The sequence below is a fragment of the Streptomyces sp. NPDC024687 genome (assembly GCF_055559055.1).
The window spans coordinates 1-21896 of record NZ_JBVHLJ010000003.1 but is presented as its reverse complement, the minus strand read 5'-3'; the positions used below and the strand labels follow the sequence as shown (position 1 = coordinate 21896).

General features: G+C 71.3%; 18 protein-coding genes. 10 read left to right on the top strand and 8 right to left on the bottom strand.

Annotation, left to right across the window (positions count from 1 at the left end; genetic code table 11):
* Positions 1–43: 43 nt before the first annotated feature.
* A complete protein-coding gene (locus ACZ39I_RS11920; RefSeq protein WP_467244398.1) occupies positions 44–1399 on the top strand; it encodes an SWIM zinc finger family protein in 1356 nt (451 codons plus the stop codon).
* Between the two features lie 41 nt (positions 1400–1440).
* On the top strand, positions 1441–3129 hold the full coding sequence (locus ACZ39I_RS11915; RefSeq protein ID WP_467244397.1) for a DUF5691 domain-containing protein: 1689 nt from the start codon (positions 1441–1443) through the stop codon (positions 3127–3129).
* 341 nt (positions 3130–3470) lie between these two features.
* Here ACZ39I_RS11915 and ACZ39I_RS11910 read toward each other — a convergent pair whose 3' ends face one another.
* Positions 3471–3887, bottom strand: a complete 417-nt coding sequence (locus ACZ39I_RS11910) for a cobalamin B12-binding domain-containing protein (RefSeq protein WP_451473309.1) — start codon at positions 3885–3887, stop codon at positions 3471–3473.
* Positions 3888–4437: 550 nt separating this feature from the next.
* Here ACZ39I_RS11910 and ACZ39I_RS11905 point away from each other — a divergent pair.
* Both ACZ39I_RS11905 and ACZ39I_RS11900 read left to right on the top strand, forming a co-directional pair.
* Positions 4438–5301 (top strand): lipase family alpha/beta hydrolase, encoded by an 864-nt coding sequence (locus tag ACZ39I_RS11905; RefSeq protein ID WP_467244396.1) that lies wholly within the window; start codon positions 4438–4440, stop codon positions 5299–5301.
* Positions 5302–5639: 338 nt separating this feature from the next.
* Positions 5640–7151, top strand: a complete 1512-nt coding sequence (locus ACZ39I_RS11900; protein ID WP_467245091.1) for a M23 family metallopeptidase — start codon at positions 5640–5642, stop codon at positions 7149–7151.
* Positions 7152–7197: 46 nt separating this feature from the next.
* Here the strand turns inward: ACZ39I_RS11900 and pcrA are convergent, their stop codons facing one another.
* A complete protein-coding gene (pcrA, locus tag ACZ39I_RS11895) occupies positions 7198–9681 on the bottom strand; it encodes a DNA helicase PcrA (protein ID WP_467244395.1) in 2484 nt (827 codons plus the stop codon).
* A gap of 508 nt (positions 9682–10189) precedes the next feature.
* Between pcrA and ACZ39I_RS11890 the strand changes: the two genes are divergently transcribed.
* Entirely contained in the window at positions 10190–11332 is a 1143-nt protein-coding gene (locus ACZ39I_RS11890; RefSeq protein ID WP_467244394.1) for a C40 family peptidase, read from the top strand.
* 40 nt (positions 11333–11372) lie between these two features.
* On the opposite strand, the gene ACZ39I_RS11885 is transcribed toward ACZ39I_RS11890, so the two are convergent.
* Entirely contained in the window at positions 11373–11726 is a 354-nt protein-coding gene (locus ACZ39I_RS11885; protein WP_467244393.1) for a hypothetical protein, read from the bottom strand.
* Positions 11727–12184: 458 nt separating this feature from the next.
* On the opposite strand from ACZ39I_RS11885, the gene ACZ39I_RS11880 reads away from it, so the two are divergent.
* Entirely contained in the window at positions 12185–13246 is a 1062-nt protein-coding gene (locus tag ACZ39I_RS11880; protein WP_467244392.1) for a C40 family peptidase, read from the top strand.
* A gap of 3 nt (positions 13247–13249) precedes the next feature.
* On the opposite strand, the gene ACZ39I_RS11875 is transcribed toward ACZ39I_RS11880, so the two are convergent.
* Both ACZ39I_RS11875 and ACZ39I_RS11870 read right to left on the bottom strand, forming a co-directional pair.
* Positions 13250–13960, bottom strand: coding sequence for a response regulator transcription factor (locus ACZ39I_RS11875; RefSeq protein ID WP_352389156.1), 711 nt, complete (start codon positions 13958–13960; stop codon positions 13250–13252).
* On the bottom strand, positions 13957–15285 hold the full coding sequence (locus ACZ39I_RS11870) for an ATP-binding protein (protein ID WP_403655388.1): 1329 nt from the start codon (positions 15283–15285) through the stop codon (positions 13957–13959). Before ACZ39I_RS11870 ends, ACZ39I_RS11875 begins: the two co-directional genes overlap by 4 nt.
* 142 nt (positions 15286–15427) lie before the next feature.
* On the opposite strand from ACZ39I_RS11870, the gene ACZ39I_RS11865 reads away from it, so the two are divergent.
* Positions 15428–16900 (top strand): PspC domain-containing protein, encoded by a 1473-nt coding sequence (locus ACZ39I_RS11865; RefSeq protein WP_467244391.1) that lies wholly within the window; start codon positions 15428–15430, stop codon positions 16898–16900.
* Positions 16887–17156, top strand: coding sequence for a hypothetical protein (locus ACZ39I_RS11860; RefSeq protein ID WP_467244390.1), 270 nt, complete (start codon positions 16887–16889; stop codon positions 17154–17156). Before ACZ39I_RS11865 ends, ACZ39I_RS11860 begins: the two co-directional genes overlap by 14 nt.
* A 33-nt stretch (positions 17157–17189) precedes the next feature.
* Here the strand turns inward: ACZ39I_RS11860 and ACZ39I_RS11855 are convergent, their stop codons facing one another.
* A complete protein-coding gene (locus tag ACZ39I_RS11855) occupies positions 17190–17720 on the bottom strand; it encodes a DoxX family protein (RefSeq protein ID WP_352389160.1) in 531 nt (176 codons plus the stop codon).
* A 116-nt stretch (positions 17721–17836) separates the two neighbouring features.
* Entirely contained in the window at positions 17837–19126 is a 1290-nt protein-coding gene (locus tag ACZ39I_RS11850; protein WP_467244389.1) for a hypothetical protein, read from the bottom strand.
* Positions 19127–19357: 231 nt separating this feature from the next.
* Here ACZ39I_RS11850 and ACZ39I_RS11845 point away from each other — a divergent pair, with 231 nt between their 5' ends.
* On the top strand, positions 19358–20251 hold the full coding sequence (locus ACZ39I_RS11845; protein ID WP_467244388.1) for a DUF4429 domain-containing protein: 894 nt from the start codon (positions 19358–19360) through the stop codon (positions 20249–20251).
* A gap of 139 nt (positions 20252–20390) precedes the next feature.
* Here the strand turns inward: ACZ39I_RS11845 and ACZ39I_RS11840 are convergent, their stop codons facing one another.
* Positions 20391–21077, bottom strand: a complete 687-nt coding sequence (locus ACZ39I_RS11840) for a hypothetical protein (protein WP_467244387.1) — start codon at positions 21075–21077, stop codon at positions 20391–20393.
* A gap of 277 nt (positions 21078–21354) precedes the next feature.
* Between ACZ39I_RS11840 and ACZ39I_RS11835 the strand changes: the two genes are divergently transcribed.
* Positions 21355–21896 (top strand): glycosyltransferase family 2 protein (locus ACZ39I_RS11835; RefSeq protein WP_467244386.1); only part of this gene is annotated, 542 nt, incomplete at its 3' end.

The window sequence follows — 21896 nt, the reverse complement described above, 5'->3', positions numbered from 1 at the left end:
GGCCCGGGGCCGATTGTCAGTGGGGGGATCTACCTTCGATGACATGACTCAGCAGGGGGTGCGCTGGACGGCGGATCAGGTGCTGGCACTGGCTCCTGACGCCGCCTCACGCAAAGCGGGAAGCAAACTCGGCGCGGCCGGGCCATGGTCCGAGGCGGGGAGTTCCGACGAGGGGACGGTGTGGGGGCTGTGCAAAGGCAGTGGCAGCAAGCCGTATCAGACGGTCATCGACATCGCGGACGCCGCCGGTCCGGCGTACAAGTGCAGCTGCCCGAGCCGCAAATTCCCGTGCAAACACGCGCTCGGGCTGCTGCTGCTCTGGGCGGGCGGGGAGGGAGCGGTGCCGCCGGGCCGGGCGCCGGACTGGGCGGAGCAGTGGATAGCGGGGAGAAGGCAGCGGGCGCAGGAGAAGCGGACGGCGGACGCCGCCGGTCCGGACGCCAGGGCCGGTGATCCGGAGGCGGCGCGGCGCAGGGCGGAGCGCCGGGCCGTGCGGATCACGGCGGGGGCGACGGAGCTGGAGCAGCGGCTGGCGGACCTGCTGCGGGGTGGTCTGGCGGGGTCGGAGCAGGCGGGATACGGCATGTGGGAGGAGACGGCCGCGCGCATGGTCGACGCCCAGGCGCCGGGACTCGCCGGCCGGGTGCGGGAGTTGGGGTCGATCCCGTCGTCCGGTCCGGGGTGGCCGGTGCGGCTGCTGGAGGAGTGCGCTCTCATCCACCTTCTCGACCAGGGCTGGCTGCGCCGTGAGCGGCTGCCGGACGGTCTGGCGTCGACGGTCCGTTCCCGGATCGGCCTGCCCGCCTCGGCGGACGGCCCCGGGATCCGGGACCGCTGGCTGGTGCTCGCCCAGTACGACACGGCGGACGCCCGTCTGACGACCCGCCGGATCTGGCTGCACGGCACGGACTCGGGCCGCACGGCCCTGCTCCTTTCCTACGGCGCGGCCGGCCGCGCTCCCGAACTGGCGCTGCCGGTGGGGCTGGAGCTGGAGGCGGAGGTGTCCGCCTACCCCGGTACCGGCCAGCTGCGGGCGGCGCTCGGCGAGCAGTTCGCGCCGCCCGCACCCTCGGCGACCCGCCCACCCGGAGTGACGACCGAGCAGGCGGCCGCCCACTACGGCGCGGCGCTGCGGGACGACCCGTGGCTCGACTCCGTCCCCGTGACCCTGGACCGGGTGATACCGGCCCCGGACGGGGACTCCTGGCAACTGGCCGACGCCGAGGCCGACTCGGCTCTGCCGCTCACCGCCTCCGCCCGTTCCCGTCCGGGCCTGTGGCGCCTGGTCGCGCTCTCGGGCGGGGCCCCGGTGAAGGTCTTCGGTGAATGCGGCCACTGCGGCTTCACCCCGCTGACGGCGTGGCCCGAGGGCGCGGGCGAGGCGGTGCGACTGTGCTGAACGGAACCGACCCAGCAGCCGACCGGACGGAAAGGAACCGCATGGACAGGACCTCGGCGACGGCCAAGCCCTCCGCGTCGGATGCCTGGGAGGAGCTCGTCACCTCGGCCCTGCTCGGCACCGCGCGCCGCACACCGCCCGGCATCCCGCCCGGTCCCGAGGCGCCGGTGGCCTTGCTGGACGCGGCGGCCGTGGAGACCGTACGGCGGCGGGCCGGGCTCAGGCCCGCACGCGCGGCACAGCGGCCGCAGCCTGCGCCCACGGATCCGCGCCCTCCGCTGCCCGCGGCGGCGGCCCGTCGGCTCGCGATGCTGCTCGCCGACCGGCCGGGCACGGGCGGCGGCGGTCGCAGGGGTACCGCACCGGATCTGATGGAGCTGCTCCCGCAGTGGCTCTCGGCGGCGAACGCCCGCGGCTACGCGGCGCCTGCGGAGCTGCTGCCCGCGTTGTTGGACGCGGCCCGGGGGCGTACGGACCTGCGGCCGGCTGCGCTGGCGTTCGCGGGTTCGCGGGCCACCTGGCTCGCCCGGCTGAACCCGGACTGGCGATTCGCGCTGCGGGCGACACCCGGCGGCGGTGCGGCGCTGCCACCGCCGCAGGACACCACCGGGATCCAACGGCTCTGGGAGGAAGCCCTGTTCGCCGAGCGGGTGGCCCTTCTCGGGGCGATACGAACCCGGGAGCCCGCCGCCGCGCGCGAGCTGCTCGCGGCGACCTGGGCGACCGAGCGGGCCGAGGACCGGCTGATGTTCCTCGACTCGCTGCGGACGGGCCTGGGGCCGGACGACGAGCCGTTCCTGGAGCAGGCGCTGGCCGACCGGAGCCGCAACGTACGGGCCACGGCCGCGGAGTTGCTGTCCGCGCTGCCGGGTTCGGCGCTGGCGGCGCGGATGGCAATCCGGGCCGGGGCGTGCGTGGCCGTCGACCACACCCAGGACACGCCGGTGATCGTCGTCGAGGCGCCGCACGAGTGCGACCCGGGCATGGAGCGCGACGGCGTCGTGGCGAAGGCGCCCTCGGGGCGGGGGGAACGGTCGTGGTGGTTCGGGCAGTTGGTGGAAGCGGCACCGCTGGGGGTGTGGCCGGGGCGGCTCGGTGGGCGGACGCCCGAGGAGATCGTGGCGCTGCCGGTGGCGGACGACTGGCGGAACGAACTGCACGCGGCGTGGTGCCGGGCCGCCGTACGGCAGCGGGACGCCGGGTGGGCGCGGGCGCTGCTCGGAGCCCCCGCGGCGCCGGAGGCCGGGGGGCCGGGGGCGGTGTCACTGGCGGAGCGGGCCAAGCTGCTGGCGACGTTGGACTCCACCGAACGGGCCGAGTGGGTCGCCGGGTTCATCGCGACGCACGGGTTGTCCGAGGCGTTTCAGCTGCTGGGAGTGTGCGGGGTGCCGTGGGCCGGGCCGCTCGGGCGAGCGGTGGTCGACGCGCTCAACATCGCTCGGGACGCGGGGAGTTACCCGTGGAGTTTCAGCGGGGTGATGGGGCTGGCGGAGCGGTGTCTCGATCCGGCCGAGGCGGGGCGCCTGGAGGGACTGATGGCGGTGCCGGACGAGGGGGAGGACGCGAGTCCCGGGGCGGGGGGCTACTGGGCGGAAGCATTCCAGCGGCTGGTGACGACCTTGCGGTTGCGGGCGGCGATGACGGAGGAGTTGGGGGGGCGCGTAGGTGCGCAGGCGGGCAACGGGGGCCGGGGCCAGGTCATGCCGTCCGGCGGTGCAAGTTCGTCGTAACCGGTGCCGGCCGCCACGTCCTGCCCTCCGGGCGGCTGCGGGTTGGTCGCGGCGGGGGGTTCGTCGGGGCTGCAGGTTTGTCGCGGCTGCGGGTTCGTCCCGGCTGCGGGTTCGTCGGGGCTGCAGGTTCGTCCCGGCTGCAGGTTCGTCGCGGCGGGGGGTTCGTCGCGGCTGCAGATTCTCGCAGCCGGCCACGCCCCGCCGCAGAGCCGCCGCCGTCACACCCCCGCGCCCAGACGGGGTATGGCCGGGCACGCGTGACGGCACCCGCTCAGGGGCGCGGGGAACTGCGCGACCCGCCCCCACCGGCCCGCAACCCACGTCCAACCGGCCGCGCCCGCCTACGCCCCCGTCGGCTGCCGCACATTCGCCCGCACCCAGTCCACGATCGACTGGGTCGTCGCCCCTGGCGTGAAGATCTCCGCGACCCCCTTCTCCTTCAGCTCAGGGATGTCCCCGTCCGGGATGATCCCGCCGCCGAACACCAGGATGTCCTCGGCATCCCGCTCCCTGAGCAGGTCGATCACCGCGGCGAACAACGTGTTGTGGGCGCCGGAGAGGATGGAGAGACCGATCGCGTCGGCGTCCTCCTGGATGGCGGTGTCGACGATCTGCTCGGGAGTCTGATGGAGGCCGGTGTAGATGACCTCCATGCCCGCGTCGCGCAGCGCCCTCGCGATCACCTTGGCTCCGCGATCATGGCCGTCGAGGCCCGGCTTGGCCACCACTACGCGGATCGGACCGGCTGTCACACCCATCACTGCCTCCATGAAGCGACTGCGTCCATTCCTACCGACTAGTACCGCAGAGACCGGGAATGTGAACGAACGTTATCGCCGCCATCTCGCACCATGCTGTTTCCAGTGGGCACCGAGGGGGAAATCATATGGTGGGACACGTTCGGGAGCCGCAACGAGGTCGCCGCACCGCCGCGCCGCAGGCCGCGCGCCACGGGGGCGCGGCGCGCCGGCGACGGCACGAAGGGCACGTAGGACAGGTAAGGCACGACAGCGGGGAGCCTCGTCGCCACACCGACAGGGCGGCTCGTCACGTCACCGGCGCACCACCAGCAGCACCGGCACCACCGATACGACCGGAAAACGCACCGGCATCGTCGGCGTCGCCCGCACCACCGGTTCTGTCAGCTCCGCCGGCCCGCCCGGTGGCCCCGGAACCGAGCGCCGACCGCCGTACCCACCCTCCGCGACCCCTTCGCGCCACGTCGGCGTGGGCAACCTTCGCCGCGACTCCCCACGAGCGCACACGGGGGGCGGAGCTGTCCTCCCGTGTGCCGACAGGAGGTCGGCCATGAAGGTCACCAAGGCGCTGCTGCCCTTTCTCCCGCTCTGCCAGCGTCTGCTTCCCGGCAGGCTGGCGGGACTCTCCCTGGCCCTCCTGAAGGCGACCACGCTCGAGATCGCGATCCTCGCGGGACATCTCCTCCTCTATCCGTCCGGCATCGTCCAGGAGCGCCGTTCCCCCCTGCCCCGGCTCCCGGAGGACGGCGCCGCACAGCTCCCGACGGAGGCCAAGCCCCCGGTCGTCCTGCTGCACGGCTTCATCGACAACCGTTCGGTCTTCGTGCTCCTGCGCCGCAGCCTCGCCCAGCACGGCAGGCAGCAGATCGAGTCGCTCAACTACTCCCCGCTGACCTGCGACATCCGCGCCGCGGCGGAGCTCCTCGGCCGGCACATAGAGGGGATCTGCGAGCGCACGGGCAGCGAGCGGGTCGACGTCGTCGGACACAGCCTCGGCGGCCTGATCGCGCGGTACTACGTGCAGCGTCTCGGCGGCGACACCCGGGTCCGCACGCTGGTGACGCTCGGCACCCCGCACTCCGGCACCCGGGTGGTGCCACTGGCGAACGCGCACCCCATCGTGCGCCAGATGCGCCCCGGCTCGGAGTTGCTCGAGGAGCTCACTGAGCCGGCCCCGGGCTGCCGTACGCACTTCGTCAGCTTCTGGAGCGACCTCGACCACCTGATGGATCCGCTGGAGACCGCCTGCATCGACCACGAGGACCTGATGGTGGAGAACGTCCGGGTGAGCGGGATCGGACATCTCGCCCTGCCCGTGCACCCCGCCGTCGCGAACGGCATACGGCAGGTGCTCGACACCGCGCGAGCCGGGGAGGAGACGGCGGGCCGCACGGGCGGACTGACCGTGGCGTAACGGTCGTATCGACCACCGGGCACAAGCCGCCCACCGCTCTTCACCCACGCCGCCGACAGCTCCCCGTCCAGACCGTCGACAGCGCGTCCCACAGGCCTCCGACAGCGCTCCGACAGCCGCCTGACCGCGGACCAGCATCGAACATTCTTCGAACACAGAGCCAAACTCCCGCCCGCGGTCCCCCGAAACACGTCCGAATGCCCGTTTCCTGCGCGTCCAAAACCAGTTGAAGATTGTCGCGCCCGCATACCGCCGGGTACAGTCACCGCACTGCTCTGGCAGCCCCTGTTGTCGAGGCGAAAGAGAAGTTGGTGAACGACCGTCACCCGTCGGGGACCATGACCACCCCGGCTCCGGCCTCCGACGCCGACTCGTCGTACGGCACCCAGGAGGCCCAGTACGGCGACCTCACCACGTACGGCGGCTATGACGCCACTGGTTTCGACGCCCCGGGCACGACCGGCGTCCACGCCACCGGCACCTTCGAGACCGACCCGCTCTTCGGCAACATGCCGGAGGACACCACCGGTTCGTACGACTCCTCGACGTGGAACACCGGCGGTCACCAGACCCTGAACTACGACATGTACGCGGCCCAGCACCACGCCGCCTACGACACCGGCGCGTACGACGCCACGCAGTGGGGCGCCGACCAGCAGCAGCTCGCCGCGATCCCGCCGCAGGCCGGCAGCGTCGATCACAGCGGACAGTGGGACGCCAGTTCCTGGCACCAGCCCGACGGGTCCGCGAGCCAGGCCGACCAGACCCAGCACTGGGAATGGGGCACGCAGACCTTCGACACCGGGGCGTACGACGCCACGCAGTGGAACTCCGAGGGCACGGCGGCCGACCCGCAGCCGACGGCCACCTTCGAGCAGGCCGGGTACGACGAGACCCACGCGTACGGCGAGGCGAATCCTTACGGCGACGCCTACGCCGAACACACCTCGCACGACGGCGAGTCGAACGCCGCCACAGAGACCTCGGCCGCCACCGACACCGGCGAGATGCCCGCCGTCCTCGACGCCGACGCCCCGCTCCTGGACGACCAGGAAGAGGCCCCCCGAGCCGCGGCGCCCGCGCCCGGCTCCCGCGTCGCCGCGCGCAACGCGGGCCGCTCCCGCCGCCGTATGCCCGCCAGGCGCTCCGCGCTGCTGACGATCGCCGTCCCCTCGGCGTGTGTCATGGGGGTCGCCGGGATCGCCGCCGCCTCGGTCGGCACACTGACCGGCGACGACAAGGACACCTCGACGACCCTCGCGGACACGAGCGCCGTCAAGCCGGCCATCGCGAACAACAAGCTGGACACCCAGCTCGAGAGCCTCAGGGCCGGTGCCGACGACTTCGCCGACCGGGCCAGCCGCACACAGGAACGCATCGACCTCAAGACTCAGCAGTTGGCCGAGAAGAGGAAGGCGGCGGAGGAGGCGGCCCGCAAGGAGCGGCTGCGCCCGAAGTTCGCGCTTCCGGTCGCGCAGCGGGGTCTGAGCGCCTACTTCGGCCAGTCCGGCGTCAACTGGATGTCCGTCCACACCGGCATCGACTTCCCGGTGTCGTACGGCACGACGGTGATGGCCGCGACCGACGGCACCGTCCGCACACAGTGGAACAGCGCGTACGGCAACATGATGGTCGTGACGGCGAAGGACGGCACCGAGACGTGGTACTGCCACCTCTCCAGCTACCGCGTCGCCTCCGGTACGACGGTCAAGGCCGGCGACCCGATCGCCTACTCCGGCAACTCCGGCAACTCGACCGGACCCCACCTGCACTTCGAGGTGCACCCGGCGGCCGGTTCGGCCATAGACCCGCTGCCGTGGCTGCGCAGCCACGGACTGGACCCGACGTAATTCCTCGGGTCCAGCCCCCCTTCCGGCCTTCCGGCCCTTTCCGGAGCTACAGCTTCTCCACCGGCGCGTACCGCAGCAGCAGCCGCTTCGGCTTGGCCTCTCCGAAGTCGACCGTGGCCTCGGCGTTCGCGCCCGTGCCCTTCACCCCGACGACCGTGCCCAGACCGAACTGGTCGTGGGTGACACGGTCGCCGACGGCCAGGGACACCACCGGCTTCTCCGAGGTCCTGCGCGTCGCGAAGCCGGACGCGCCCGACGCCGAGGAGCGGGAACGGGACGACGACAGCGAGGCGGCGACCCCCGAGACCGGCCCCGCGGGAGCGCCGGCCGCCCCCGTGCGCTTCCAGTCCACGTGCTGCGCCGGGATCTCCTCCAGGAAGCGGGAGGGCGGGTTGTACGACGGCTGCCCCCACGCGCTGCGCAGGGAGGACCGGGTCAGATACAGCCGCTCACGCGCACGCGTGATGCCGACGTAGGCCAGGCGCCGCTCCTCCTCCAGCTCCTTCGTCTGCCCGAGGGCGCGCATGTGCGGGAAGACGCCGTCCTCCATGCCGGTGAGGAAGACGACCGGGAACTCCAGGCCCTTGGCGGTGTGCAGGGTCATCAGGGTGATGACGCCGGAGCCGTCCTCGTCCTCGTCGGGGATCTGGTCGGAGTCGGCGACGAGCGCGACCCGCTCCAGGAAGTTGGAGAGCGAGCCGGTCTCCTCGCCCTCGCCGGACTCCTGCTCGAACTCCAGGGCCACGGCGGCGAGTTCCTGGAGGTTCTCGATGCGGGTCTCGTCCTGCGGGTCGGTGGAGGCCTGCAACTCGGCGAGATAGCCGGTGCGTTCGAGGACGGCTTCCAGGACGGTCGCCGGTCCCGCGCCGGACTCGACGATCGTGCGGAGCTCCTCCATCAGCACGTTGAACCGCTTCACGGCGTTGGTGGAGCGCGCGGCCATGCCGTACGCCTCGTCGACGCGCTTGAGCGCCTGCGGGAAGCTGATCTTCTCGCGCTGGGACAGGGCGTCGATCATCGCCTCGGCCCGGTCGCCGATGCCGCGCTTGGGGACGTTGAGAATCCGGCGCAGCGGCACGGAGTCCTCCGGGTTGGCGAGGACGCGCAGGTAGGCCAGGACGTCCCGGACCTCCTTGCGCTCGTAGAAGCGGACGCCGCCGACGACCTTGTACGGCAGGCCGACGCGGATGAAGACCTCTTCGAAGACACGGGACTGCGCGTTGGTGCGGTAGAAGACGGCGACATCGCCGGCCTTCGCGTCACCCGCGTCCGTGAGGCGGTCTATCTCGTCGGCGACGAACTGCGCCTCGTCGTGCTCGGTGTCGGCGACATAGCCGGTGATGCGCGCGCCCGCGCCCGCGTTGGTCCACAGGTTCTTGGGGCGGCGGGACTCGTTGCGCTCGATGACGGCGTTGGCGGCGGTGAGGATCGTCTGCGTGGAGCGGTAGTTCTGCTCCAGGAGGATCGTCGTCGCCTCCGGGTAGTCCTCCTCGAACTGGAGGATGTTGCGGATGGTCGCGCCGCGGAAGGCGTAGATCGACTGGTCGGCGTCACCGACGACACAGAGCTCGGCGGGCGGCAGGTCGTGCTCGCTCGGCGGCACGTCCACCGGGTGCTCGGAGGTCCCGACCAGCTCCCTGACCAGCGCGTACTGCGCGTGGTTGGTGTCCTGGTACTCGTCGACGAGGACATGCCGGAAGCGGCGGCGGTAGTGCTCGGAGACGTCGGGGAACGCCCGGAGCAGGTTGACCGTCGTCATGATCAGGTCGTCGAAGTCGAGGGCGTTCGCCTCGCGGAGGCGCGACTGGTACATGGCGTAGGCCTGGGCGAGGGTCTTCTCGAAGCCGTCGGTGGCCTGGGCGGCGAAGTCCTCCTCGTCGATCAGCTCGTTCTTCAGGTTGCTGATCTTGGCGCTGAAGGACTTCGGGGGGTAGCGCTTGGGGTCGAGGTCCAGATCGCGGCAGACCAGAGCCATCAGCCGCTTGGAGTCGGCGGCGTCGTAGATCGAGAAGGACGAGGTGAACCCGAGCTTCTTCGACTCCCTCCGCAGGATCCGTACGCACGCGCTGTGGAAGGTCATCACCCACATCGCGTTCGCGCGCGGGCCCACGAGCTGCTCGACGCGCTCCTTCATCTCGCCCGCGGCCTTGTTGGTGAAGGTGATCGCGAGGATCTGACCCGGGTGGACATTGCGCTCACCGAGGAGGTGGGCGATGCGGTGGGTGAGCACCCGGGTCTTTCCGGAACCGGCGCCGGCCACGATGAGCAGCGGGGTGCCGGAGTGCACGACGGCCGCGCGCTGGTTCTCGTTCAGCCCCTCCAGGAGCGCGGCCGGGTCCACCACCGGGCGCGAGGCGCCGTCGCGGTAGTAGGCGTCCCGGTCCGGGGGCACGTCGAACTTCCCACCGAACAGGTCGTCCGGAACGGGTTCCGGCACGTGGTCGTCCTCGGGCGGCGGCGGGGGCTCCTCCGCATGCCCGCGAGGGGCCTGGAGGTCCGCCAGGAAGCTGTCGTCAAAGAGGCTGCTCATCGCTCTCCGAGTCTAGGGTGCCCCACTGACAGCCCGCCGCCGCCCTGAGAACATCCACCCTGCCGTCACGGTCCGTGACGGGGCCCGGACCGACGTGCCGCGCCCAGAGCGCCAGGACGGCGGACACACGGCGAACACACCCTCACCACGACAGATCGTCCCGAATCCCCGCCATGGAGCGACGCCCGCGACGAAGGTCACGAAAATGTATCGGGCATATCGGCCAGCAACCTTCACATGGGCCACACCCGTTGGCTACCGTTCCGGGCAGGCCGTACGACCCCCTCCGGCGAACGTCGCCGGGCCGCACGGCCTCCGCCGAGTCCGCAGGCGCCGCCGCGCGCCCGAAGCCGGGGACCCACCGAACCCGGGGTGAATCGGCCGACTCCCGCCCACGGGAGCGCCGTAGGGCAACCCTTCCCGCCCGAACCCTCCCCCAGTGCCTGAACGGCCTGGGGGGACCCCCATCGCCAACCCGGTAGGCGGAGCACGGAAGGAGTCGCCTCCCTTGGCGTCGCACCGCAAGTCGCGTCCCGTCGGTACGCGCGCAGCAGGCATACGGACCCCGGCCTTCGCTACGGCCGCCCTCACCTCCGTGGCCCTGCTGTCCCAGTCGGCGAACGCCGCGCCGGCCGATGACAAGCCGAGTCTCGAAGAGGTCGAGAAGAAGGTCGACGACCTCTACCGCCAGGCCGAGTCGGCGACCGACACCTACAACGCGGCCAAGGAGAAGACGGCCAAGCAGCGCAAGCAGGTCGAGACGCTCCTGGACGACGTCGCCCAGCGCACCCAGAAGCTCAACGAGGCACGGGAGGAACTCGGTTCCTTCGCCGCGGCCCAGTACCGCACCGGTGCCGCCGCGCCCGACACGGCGACGTTCCTGCTCGCCGACACCCCGCAGGACTACTTCGACCAGACGCAGCTGATGGGCCGCCTGACGAGTCGCCAGAAGGGCGCGGTCGACGACTACGTCTCCGAACAGTCCGCGACGATGAAGAAGCGCCAGGAGGCCTCCCAGAGCCTTCAAGCGCTCACCGACACGCAGAGCAACCTGCGGACCGCCAAGGCGACCGTCCAGAAGAAGCTTGCCGACGCGCGCGAGCTGCTGTCGGAGCTGACCGCCCAGGAGAAGGCGCGTCTCGCGGCGATCGAGAAGCGCGAGCAGCAGGAGGCGGCCCGCAAGGCGGCGGAGCTGGCGCGGCAGCAGGCGGCGGAGAAGGCCGCCCAGGAGACCGCGCAGAAGGCCACCGGCCCGCAGGAGAACACGTCGACGGCGGCCGACTCCTCGTACGCCACCAGGGCCGCCAAGGCCCTCGCCTTCGCCCGCGCGCAGATCGGCAAGCCGTACGTCTGGGGCGCCACCGGCCCCGACTCCTACGACTGCTCAGGGCTCACCCAGGCCGCCTGGAAGGCCGCCGGCGTCGACCTCCCCCGCGTCACCTACGACCAGGTCGGCGCCGGCACCACGGTCTCCCTGGCCGACGCCCAACCCGGTGACCTGGTCTTCTTCTACGGCGACATCAGCCACGTCGGCCTCTACATCGGCAACGGCATGATGATCCACGCCCCCAAGCCGGGCGCGTACGTCCGCGAGGAGTCGATCTACTACGACGGCGAGTCGGGGATCCACAGCGTGGTGCGCCCCGCCTGAGGCCGTCGCGGCGGGGCGGTCGGCTCCGCCCGTACCGCGGTCAGGTCCACAGCACCGCGATGAAGATGTTGGCCATGGTCAGCGCGCCGACCAGGCCGAACAGGCACTTGCCCACCTTCTCGTCGTCCCGTTTCACATAGACGAGGCCGAGGATCACGATCAGCAGGGCCAGCTTCACGCCGATCTTGATGTTGTTGACGTGCTGGTCGTCGGCCTGGTTGAGGCCGACCAGGATCATCCCGGTGACCAGCATCGTCGCGGCGCCGTGCAGCATCGCGGGGACGAACCGGGCGGCGCCCTGGCCCATCGCCTTCATCTGGGTGAGGAAGCCGCCGAGCAGCGCGGCGATGCCGATGATGTGCAGGCCGACGAAGAGATGGATGAGTACGTCCATGAGGCCGGAGCCTATTCCGGGGCCCGAGGGGCACGCGCACCGGGCCCTGTGAGCGGATCTCGCATATATGCGGCCCTTAGCACTCCACGCCTTCCGTGCGCCCCGGAATCCCTGGTTCGGTCAGCGCACCGCGCGAAGTGGACGGCGCCACCCCGGCATCACGGTCACCTTCGGTCACCCGGCGGTCCCCTGGCGGCAGTTCCGCACAACGCGTTACCTCCCGGACACGCTCAGGTTTAACGTCCTCCCTCAGGTGACCGACTCCCCACCGCCGCCCGGGCCAGGGGCGGCAGTCGGCCACCACCGCCGAGAAGGTCCGGCGGCGGCCTGCTCCCCCTGTGCGGGCCGTCGCCGGACGCGCACACCGCCCCGGGCGGGTCGTACGGCCGCTCATCCCTGGCGTTCGTACGTCCCGGAGCCCCGGGGCGGGCGATCGCAGGAAAGGACGTGCAGTCCACGTGGCAGCGCACCGCAAGCCCCGCAGCCGCTCGGCCGGCGGCCATACGGTCCGTACGGCAGCGACCATCGCCCTCGCGGGGGCGGCGACCGCGACGGGCTTCGACGGGATCGGACACGCCGAGCCGCAGCTCACACCGGCGCAGGTCCAGGCGAAGGTGGACCAGCTGTACCAGGAGGCCGAGTCGGCCACCGAGAAGTACAACGGCGCGAAGGAGAAGGCCAAGGCGGCCGAGACCCGGCTGGACAGCCTGCGGGACCAGGCGGCCCGCAGGACGGAACAGCTCAACGAGGAGCGGGACGCGCTGGGTTCGATGGCCGCGGCGCAGTACCGCGGCGGCGGCCTCGACCCCGCGATGCAGCTCGCGCTCACCGACGACCCCGACCGGTACCTGGACAGCGCCGAGTTCGCGGAACGAGCCGGTAACCGCCAAGCCGCCTCCGTGGCGAACGTACGACGGCAGCTGCGGGAGATCGAGCAGCTGCGCGGGGCCGCGCACATCGAGCTGGCCTCGCTGAAGTCGCGCCAGGCGGAGCTGAAGCGCCACAAGAAGACGATCACCGGCAAACTGGGGGCGGCCCGCCGCCTGATGTCCCAGCTGCCGGCCGAGGAACGGGCGGTGCTCGGCGCCGACGGGGATCGCGCCTCCCGGGCCACCACGGGGGCACGCGAGGAACTGGCGTCCCCCGGCGCGGCCACTACGGCGGCCCCCAACTCCCGCGCCGCAGCGGCCGTTTCCTACGCCTACGCCAGGCTCGGCAGCCCCTATGTCTGGGGTGCCACCGGACCGGACGCCTTCGACTGCTCGGGGCTCATCCAGGCCGCCTACCGCTCGGCGGGCATCTCCCTGCCCCGCACGACCTACGCCCAGATCGACGCCGGCCGGCGCGTCTCCCGCTCCGAACTCCTCCCCGGAGACCTGGTGTTCTTCTACTCGGGCATCAGCCACGTCGGCATGTACGTCGGCAACGGGCAGATGATCCACGCTCCGAACCCGTCGGCACCGGTGCGGGTGGCGCCCATCGACCAGATGCCGTTCGCGGGCGCCACGCGCGTGGTGTGAGCGTCAGACCAGCCGCCGCGCCGTGGCCCACCGGGTCAGCTCGTGGCGGTTGGAGAGCTGGAGCTTGCGCAGGACCGCGGAGACATGGGACTCGACCGTCTTCACCGAGATGAACAGCTGCTTGGCGATCTCCTTATAGGCGTAGCCGCGCGCGATGAGCCTCAGCACCTCCCGCTCGCGCTGGGTGAGGCGGTCGAGGTCCTCGTCGACCGGCGGGGCGTCGGTGGAGGCGAAGGCGTCCAGGACGAAGCCGGCCAGGCGCGGCGAGAAGACGGCGTCGCCCTCCTGGACGCGGAAGACGGAGTTGACGAGGTCCGTGCCGGTGATCGTCTTCGTCACATAGCCGCGCGCACCGCCCCGGATCACTCCGATCACGTCCTCGGCCGCGTCCGAGACGGACAGGGCGAGGAAGCGGACGGGCTGCTCGGCGTCGGCCATCAACGGGGCGCACCGGCGCAGCACTTCGACTCCTCCGCCGCCCGGGAGATGGACGTCGAGGAGAACGACCTCGGGCCGGGTCGCGGTGATGACGGTGACGGCCTGGTCGACGTCGGCGGCCTCCCCGACGACCTCGACGCCGGTCTCCTCGGTCCGGCCGATCTCGGCCTGGACGCCCGTACGGAACATGCGGTGGTCGTCGACGAGGACCACGCGCACCCGGCGCTCGGCCGCGCCCCCGGTGACCTCAGTCGTGCCATTCGCCTCGTCGCTCATGACGTCTTCTCCGCCCTCTCCATCTCCAGCTCGACCTCCGTGCCGCCGCCCGGCACCGCGCGCAGCCGGGCCGTGCCGCCATGGCGCTCCATGCGGCCGATGATCGATTCTCTGACACCCATCCGGTCGGCGGGTATCGAGTCGAGGTCGAAGCCGGGGCCGCGGTCCCGGACGGACACGAAGACCGTCCTGCCCTCGACTTCGGCGTAGACCTGTACGGCGCCACCCTCGCCACCGTACTTGGCGGCGTTGACCATCGCCTCACGCGCGGCCTGCATCTGTGCGCCGGTTCTCTCGTCGAGCGGGCAGTCGCCGACGACCACGACCTCTATGGGGACGCCGTGCTTGTCCTCGACCTCGGCCGCGTTGCGCCGCACAGCGTCGCCGAGATCCGTGGGTTCGTCGGCCTCGTCCTTGCCGGTGCCCTCGGGTTTGTAGAGCCAGGTGCGCAGGTCGCGCTCCTGGGCGCGGGCCAGGCGGCGCACCTCGCTCGCGTTCTCCGCGTTGCGCTGGATCAGGGTCAGGGTGTGCAGCACCGAGTCGTGGACGTGGGCCGCGACCTCCGCGCGCTCCTGGGCACGGATGCGCATCAGGCGCTCCTCGGAGAGGTCCTGGGTCATGCGGACGAGATACGGCCCCGCGAGGAGCGTTATCCCGACGAGGACAGCGAGGGCCGCCTGGAGGACGGAGCCGAGGTGGGCGGTGGAGCCCTGGAGGACGAAGACCCCGGAGACGCCCGCGGTGACGAGGAGGACTCCGCCCGCGGCACGCAGCAGCGTCAGGGTGCGCCGGCGGCGGCCCACCTCCATCCAACGGGCCCGGCGGGCGTTGTCCGCCTGGCGCCAGACGAGGGCGACGCCCGCGCCGACCAGAACGGCCGGCCAGAGGTAGGCCTTGGCGCCATTGCCCACCTTGACATTGCCGACGAAGACCATGGCCACGACGACCATGAGCAGCAGGGCCACGATCTGGCCCTTGTCCGGGCGGCGGGCGACCAGTCTGCGGCGGCCGTCCGGCGAGGTCTCGGTGGTGACCAGGGACGGGGGCTTCTGGCCGCCGACCCCGCCGATGCCGAGCGGCACGAAGAACCAGAACGCGGCATACAGCAACGCGCCGAGCCCGTCCGCCATGAACAGGCCGACGAAGACGAGCCGCACCCAGATCACGGGCAGCCCGAGGTGCCCGGCGAGCCCCCGCGCCACACCACCCAGCCAGCGTCCGTCACTGCTGCGGTAGAGCTTGCGCGGCGGCCGCGGTTCGACGAGGGGCGCTGCTGCGGCTTCCGGCATGCCATCGATGGTCACACGGCCGCAGTGCGGGGGCATCAGGGTTGTCCCCCGAGACTCCCCTGATCTTCGAACGGCGCGTCTTCCGAACACCTCCCTCCCCCCTCTCAGGGCCGATATCAGGGTCCGGCCAGGGTCGTTCCGACTCCCGCCCCGCCCCGGCGCCCGTCACCATGGACACATGACAGATCACCAGCACGCCGCGGGCGCCGGATCCGGCGGAGGCCCGGACCCGGGCACCGGTCCCGGCGCGGGCACGGCCGCCGACACCGGCCGGGCTTCGGGCGCGCACGGGCGGGCGGGCACGCGAAGAGAAGGAGGCACACCGGCCCCGCCCACCGTCACCCCCCAGGACACGGCCCCCGTCGAGGACGCGCCCCCGGCGCCCCCGCGCTTCCGGCGGGACCGACGGCACAAGCTGCTCGCCGGCGTGTGCGCAGGACTGGGCCGGCAGTACGACATGGACCCGGTGATCTTCCGGATCACGCTCGCCGTGCTGTCGGCGACCGGCGGCATAGGTCTCATCTTCTACGGCTTCGCCTGGCTCTTCGTCCCGTACGAGGACGAGGAGGAGAACGAGGTGCGCAAGCTGCTCACCGGCCGGGTGGACGGTCAGGCCCTGACCGGCGTGCTCTTCGCCCTGGTCGGCTGCGGGGTGTTCCTCACCATGCTGAGCAACACCAGCGTGCTGGCCTTCGCCGTGGTGCTCTCCCTGCTCCTCGCGGGTGCGGGGTACTGGTCGCGCAACCGCGGCACCCCGGACCCCGACCCGCTCGCCGCCCAGGCCGTCGCCGACGCCCCGCCGGAGGCCCAGGCCCCACCGGTGCCGGCCGGTTACCCGTCCTGGTGGCGCGACCCCATAGTCAAGGACGGCACCCACGACGGTGGCACGGGCTATCTGTGGGGCCCGAGCGACTCCCGCGACCGTGACATCGCGGCGGCCGTCAACATCGGCCGGGGCGTCTCCTGGAGCCGGCGCGAGGACATCGACGCGGCCCGGATCCGCCCGCCGAAGCCCCGCGGTCCCCGTTGGATCGGCGGCTGGGTCTTCCTGCTCGCCCTGCTGGCGGGTGGCCTCGGCACCGGGGCGACCTGGGAGGACCACGCGCTGGGCACCAGCCTGCAGACCGGCCTGTCCTGCGCGCTGATCGTCCTGGGCCTGGGCATGGCGACCAGCTCCTTCCTGGGCCGCACCGGAGCGGGCTCGGTCTTCCTGGCGATCGTCACAGCGGGCCTGCTCGCCACCTCGGCCGTGCTGCCGAAGGACATCACCACGCACTGGGTCCGCACGAACTGGACACCGGCAACGACACAGAACATCCGCGCGCAGTACGAACTCGGCACCGGAGTAGGCACCTTGGACCTGTCCCGCGTCGATTTCACCAAGGGCCGGACGGTGACGACCCAGGCCGACGTCGGAGTCGGGCGACTGGTGGTGATCGTGCCGCCGGACGTGACGGTGAAAGCGGTCATCGACGTGGGAGTGGGCGACATCCAGTTGCCGGGCGACGACCAGGCGGACGTGGACGTGGCACCGGGCAAGCGCAAGGAGATCACCCTGAAACCGGTTTCGGGCGCGAAGAACACCGCCACCCTCGACATGGACCTACGGGTGGGCATCGGCCAGGCGGAGGTGAGCCGTGCTGCGTCATGAGTTCCAGCCGGGAAAACTGGTCGCCGGCCTCTTCCTGACCGTCGCGGGCATCACCTACGCCGGTGACGCGGGCGGCGCGTGGGACACCCCGTGGTTCGCGGTGATCCCCATGGTCGTCGGCGGCCTCTGCCTCGCGGGCGTGGTGGGCCTGCTGACCCGGGCCGTGCGCAACCACCACACCAACCGCCGCGACAACCGCCGTACGACCACCGCACCGGAGGCCGACCAGACACCCCAGCCGCCCGTCACCCACTGACCACCGATCACTGATCAGCTCCACCGGCCGGAGCTACCGATAACCACCCAATCGCCGCCGCCGTCGGCCCTGCCAGGCTGCGTCCACGGAGAACACGGAGGCGCCGGCGAGGACGAGAGGCAGCCAGGCCATCAGGTAGGCGAGGTCGTTGCCGTAGTAGTAGGGGTCGGAGGCCCAGCTCACGGTCAGCCACAGGCTGAGCGAGATCAGCGCACCGCCGAGTGCGGCGAGGCGGGCGAGGATGCCGAGCAGGGTGCCGATACCGACGGCGAGTTCACCGAAGGCGATGGCGTAGCCGAAACCGACGGGGTTCTTCAGGGACAGGTCGACCAGTGCGGGGATGGCCGAGGAGTCCCGGACGCTGCGCATCATGTCGCCGACGGAACCCGAGCCGGAGCCCTTCATGAAGGCACTGTCGGTCAGTTTGTCCAGGCCGGCGTAGATGAACGTGACACCGAGGAAGAGCCGCAACGGCAGCAGGGCGTACTGGCCGATGCTGTCCCGCCAGGACCGTTGATCGTCGTAGTAGGGGGCGTGCGTGTCCGTACGGAAACTGTGAGTCATCGCTTCGAGCCGCCTCTCACCAGCGTGCCGAGACCCTCACCAGACCATACGCACGAAGGGGCGGCGCCACTCAATGGATGGCGGGTTTTCCCACGCCCCTGCCGACACGACTCCCCTCAGTCGGTCACATCGATCGCGTACCGATTGGTCTCCACGCCCGCCGCCGTCACCACCTGCACCTCGACCCGGCCCGGCTCCACATCGGCCGGCACCGGCACGGTCAGTACCTCGTCCGTGGGGTTGCTGAATCCCCCGGCCACCGGCACCAACGGCACATGCACGTTCACCGGGCCGATCCGCACCACCATCCGGGACAGCCGATCAGCCCCCTGCGCCCCCGGCGGCACGAATCCCGCACCCCGGATCTCGATGTCGTCCCCGGTACGGACGGGCCCGTCCAGGTCACCCGCCTCCCGCGACCGCACCACGGAAAGGATCACCGGCCGCCCGCCCTCCGCGTACTTCCCGGCGACATACGTCGCCGCGGACACCAGCACCACCACCGCCAGCCCCCATGGCAGGTCCGGCAACTGGTCCGGCCGCCGGGCCAGCCGTACCGCCGCGAACAGCAGGGCGACCCCGCCGATCACGACGTACTGGATGTCGGCGAAGGCGCCCCGCCCGGAGTCGTCGGTCAGCAGGTCGGCGGCGCGCGGCCGGTCCGCCCGCACCTTCTGCAGCCGCTGCCCGAGCACCCGCAACCCGACCACCCGCCGCACCAGCACGGCGATCCCGCACACCACGGCCAGCACGGTGACGACCCCCGCGCCCCGGGCCAGTTCGAGCCCGGAGATCAGTCTGTCCCGCTCACGGGCGTCGGAGGCCGCGGCCAGCCGGCCCACCAGCACGAGCACCGCGTAGGCGACGAACAGCACCCACGCGACCGCGACGGCCCGAGAGGTGGACAGCCGGTTGTCCTCACCGATGACCGGTGCGAGCACCCCGCCCCGGGACCGGTGGAACCAGGACGCCGCGGTCAGCGAACCCGCGACCACCAGCGCCGCCACCAGCCCGGCCGTACGCGCCGTGGTCCACCCCGCGCCGATGGCCGTCAGCGCCTGGACGAGGAGGAGCACCACGACAGCGGCCCACACCGCGTACGCGGTACGACGCCACAGCCGCGCGAGCCAGACGACACCCTCCGCCCGCCCCCGCTCGGCCACGGCCTCCGCGGACTGGGTCAGTTCCTCCGAGACCCACTGGCGGGAGGCCGACGCGGAGTGCGCCACGGCCGCCGGCAGACCCTGCCCGGCGGCGAACTCGTCGCGCTTCAGGAGGAATGCCGCCACCGCCCGCCGATGCCCGGCCCGCGCCCCGTGCGGACAGTCCCCACAGGCGCACCCGCCCTCGTGCGCCCCCGCGGGCACACCCCCGGTCGCGCCTTGTCTCGCTTCCTGCACCGCCACGACCGACGCCTGCCTTCCCACAACGCTTGCTCTCCGGCCCCGGATGACCCCATGGCCGACCGACCGCACAACCCGCAAACCCTCGCGCCCCGCACCCCACGGAGAACCCCGGACAACTCCCCCGTGATGACAGCGAATTGTGCCCTACAGCACACCGCCCCCGCTTGGCAGGTCTGGTCAGCGCGGGTGAAGCGGGGCCCGCCGTGTTGACCCGGCTGCGAGAATTTCCCCATGGCCGAGATCATCCAGCGTGACGGGACCTGGGTCTTCGACGGCACAACGGTCAGGATCACACCGGGACTCCACCGTTCCGTGCCGCTGTTCCGGCAGACGTACGGCGAGGTCGCCGTGCCCCTGGAGGCCATCGCGGGCGTGGCGTTCGAGCCGGAGCGCAAGCGCGGCCGGCTGCGGATGCGGCTGCGCGAGGGCGCGGATCCGCTGCTGCACGCGACCGGCGGCCGCCTGCCGGATCCGGCCGATCCGTACCGCCTGACCGTGGACGTCGACCGTGCCGGGGTCGCCGAGTACGTGGCCGAGGAGATCCGCCGCGCCCTCCTCCTCGACGAGGTCCCGAACGAGCCGACGAAGGCGTATCTGCTGTCCGGCCCGCCGGTCCCGGTCTCGGTGCGCTCCTCCGACGGCACGGTGTCCTTCGACGGCACCCAGATCCGTATCGACTGGTCCGACACCTCCGACCGGGTGAAGCGGGCGACCGGACCGCGGATCATCGATGTGGGTGACGTCGTCCAGGTCGAGTGGCTGCCCAACTCCGGTTTCGAGGACGGTTTCCTGCGGTTCGTGACCCGCGGGACGTCGTTCTCGAAACTGCCGCCGGACAAGGACCCGTACGCCCTCGACCTGTGGGGCAGCACCCGCCGCGACCTGCTCACGGCTCTCGTCGCGACGGCGGTCATCGCCCGGCTGCCGCACCCGTCCACCCGCTGGGACCTCGCGTACGGCGACGCGGGCGCCCACCGCCACCGGCTCACCGCGGCCGCCGCCCAGGCCGACCATCACGACGTACTGCTGCGCAGACTGCGTGAGTTGGGTGAGCTGCACCGCGACGGGGTGCTCACGGACGAGGAGTTCGCGATGACGAAGGCCGCGGTGCTGCGGGGCTTCTAGTGCTCCGACCGCGAAGGTTCAATGGGCTGGAGCGCCCGATCAGCTTCACGGGCCGAGTCCTTGGGACGATCTTCGAGCGCCTGTGACGCCGCCAAGCTGACGTGGCTGCCGTCCTGCACGGACGCGGGTGTGGGTACGGTCAACGCGGCACGCGGCGGGCACGGAGCCAGGCGCTTCGCCAATGGTGCCAGAGGTCCGCGCCGTTGACTCCGACGGCCAGCGCCACGACGGCGATGGAGCCCAGCCCGAAGATCCAGGAGAAGGAGAACCCGGCGAGGATCACCGTCCCCGCAAAGCTCACTCCCCCATACAGGGCGACCAACCTCTCGGCCAGTTCTCTGTACCGGCTGTGCCCCTCGATGAGCAGCTCGCTCGCGAAGTTCAGTACGAACCAGCCGCCGATCAGGATCACTGAGAGATAGATGAGTGTCCACCACGGCCATGGTTCGTACAGTTCTTCCCACCGATGGTGCTCACTCTCCTGCCAGGCCCACACCTCGCCCTGCAAGTCGGCGACGACCACTGTCGAGCTGTCCCGCTCGCTCCAGTGCGGCGAGATCTCGAACGCCGACTTGGAAGCCCCGTCGAGATACACGTCCAGCATGACCCCGCCGAACGTCTGCTTCAGCCTGACTGTTCTGGTGATGGCGGCGGTCCGCACCGGCAGGCACTGCTCGACACCACGCTCGGCGATACACGCCGCCGCGACCCGTTGCTGGTGCTCGCGGTGGTGCGCCGGCCCGATGCGCCAGGCGCCCAGACCCACGAGGACCAACCCGAAAACGATGTTGGCGACACACCATGAACTGCCGTATCGCCAGCGCATTCCGCAAGTAAAACAGCGAGAGGCGGAACCGTACAGGTGGCAGTGATCCGCTGTTCCTGGCCCTCCTGAGGCGCGCCGGGCCGTGGGCGGCCCCCGGCCGGCCGCTACGCCGAAGCCTTACCCCGGACGGGCCAGTGGAACAGGCACCCGCCCGGAAGCTGCGGTACTCATTGATCACGACCCGATACGCGGCCTTGGCTCCGTATTGAAAAGGAAGCGACTTCGGGGAACGCCCAAAGAACAACGAGCCGCCTGGTCCGCGTTGGGGGGAACGTTCATGCTCAAGGTAAGCATCGTGGTGCCGGTCTACAACGCGGGCCGTTACATCGAAATGTGTGCGCCCTCCCTCTTACGTCAGACTCTGGGGGAGGACGCGTACGAGGTCATCTACGTCGACGACGGTTCGACCGACGACTCCGCGCAACGTCTCGATCAACTGGCGGCGCAGCACGCGCACGTTCGCGTGATTCATCAGGAGAACTCCGGCTGGCCCGGCAAGCCCCGCAACGTCGGTGTCCGGGAAGCCCGCGGTGAGTACGTCCAGTTCGTCGACCAGGACGACGAGCTGACGCCGGCGGCTCTGGAACACCTGTACCGACTGGGTTCCCGCAACGGCTCGGACATCGTTCTGGGCAAGGTCGTGGGCACCATGGCGGGCCCCAGCAACGTCTTCAAACGCACCGTGGAGCGCTGCACGGTCGAGGACGCGCCGCTCATGGAGAGCCTGACCCCGCACAAGATGTTCCGCCGTGACTTCCTGCTCGCCCATGACCTGCGGTTCCCCGAGGGCCCGGTGCGTCTTGAGGACCAGCTCTTCAT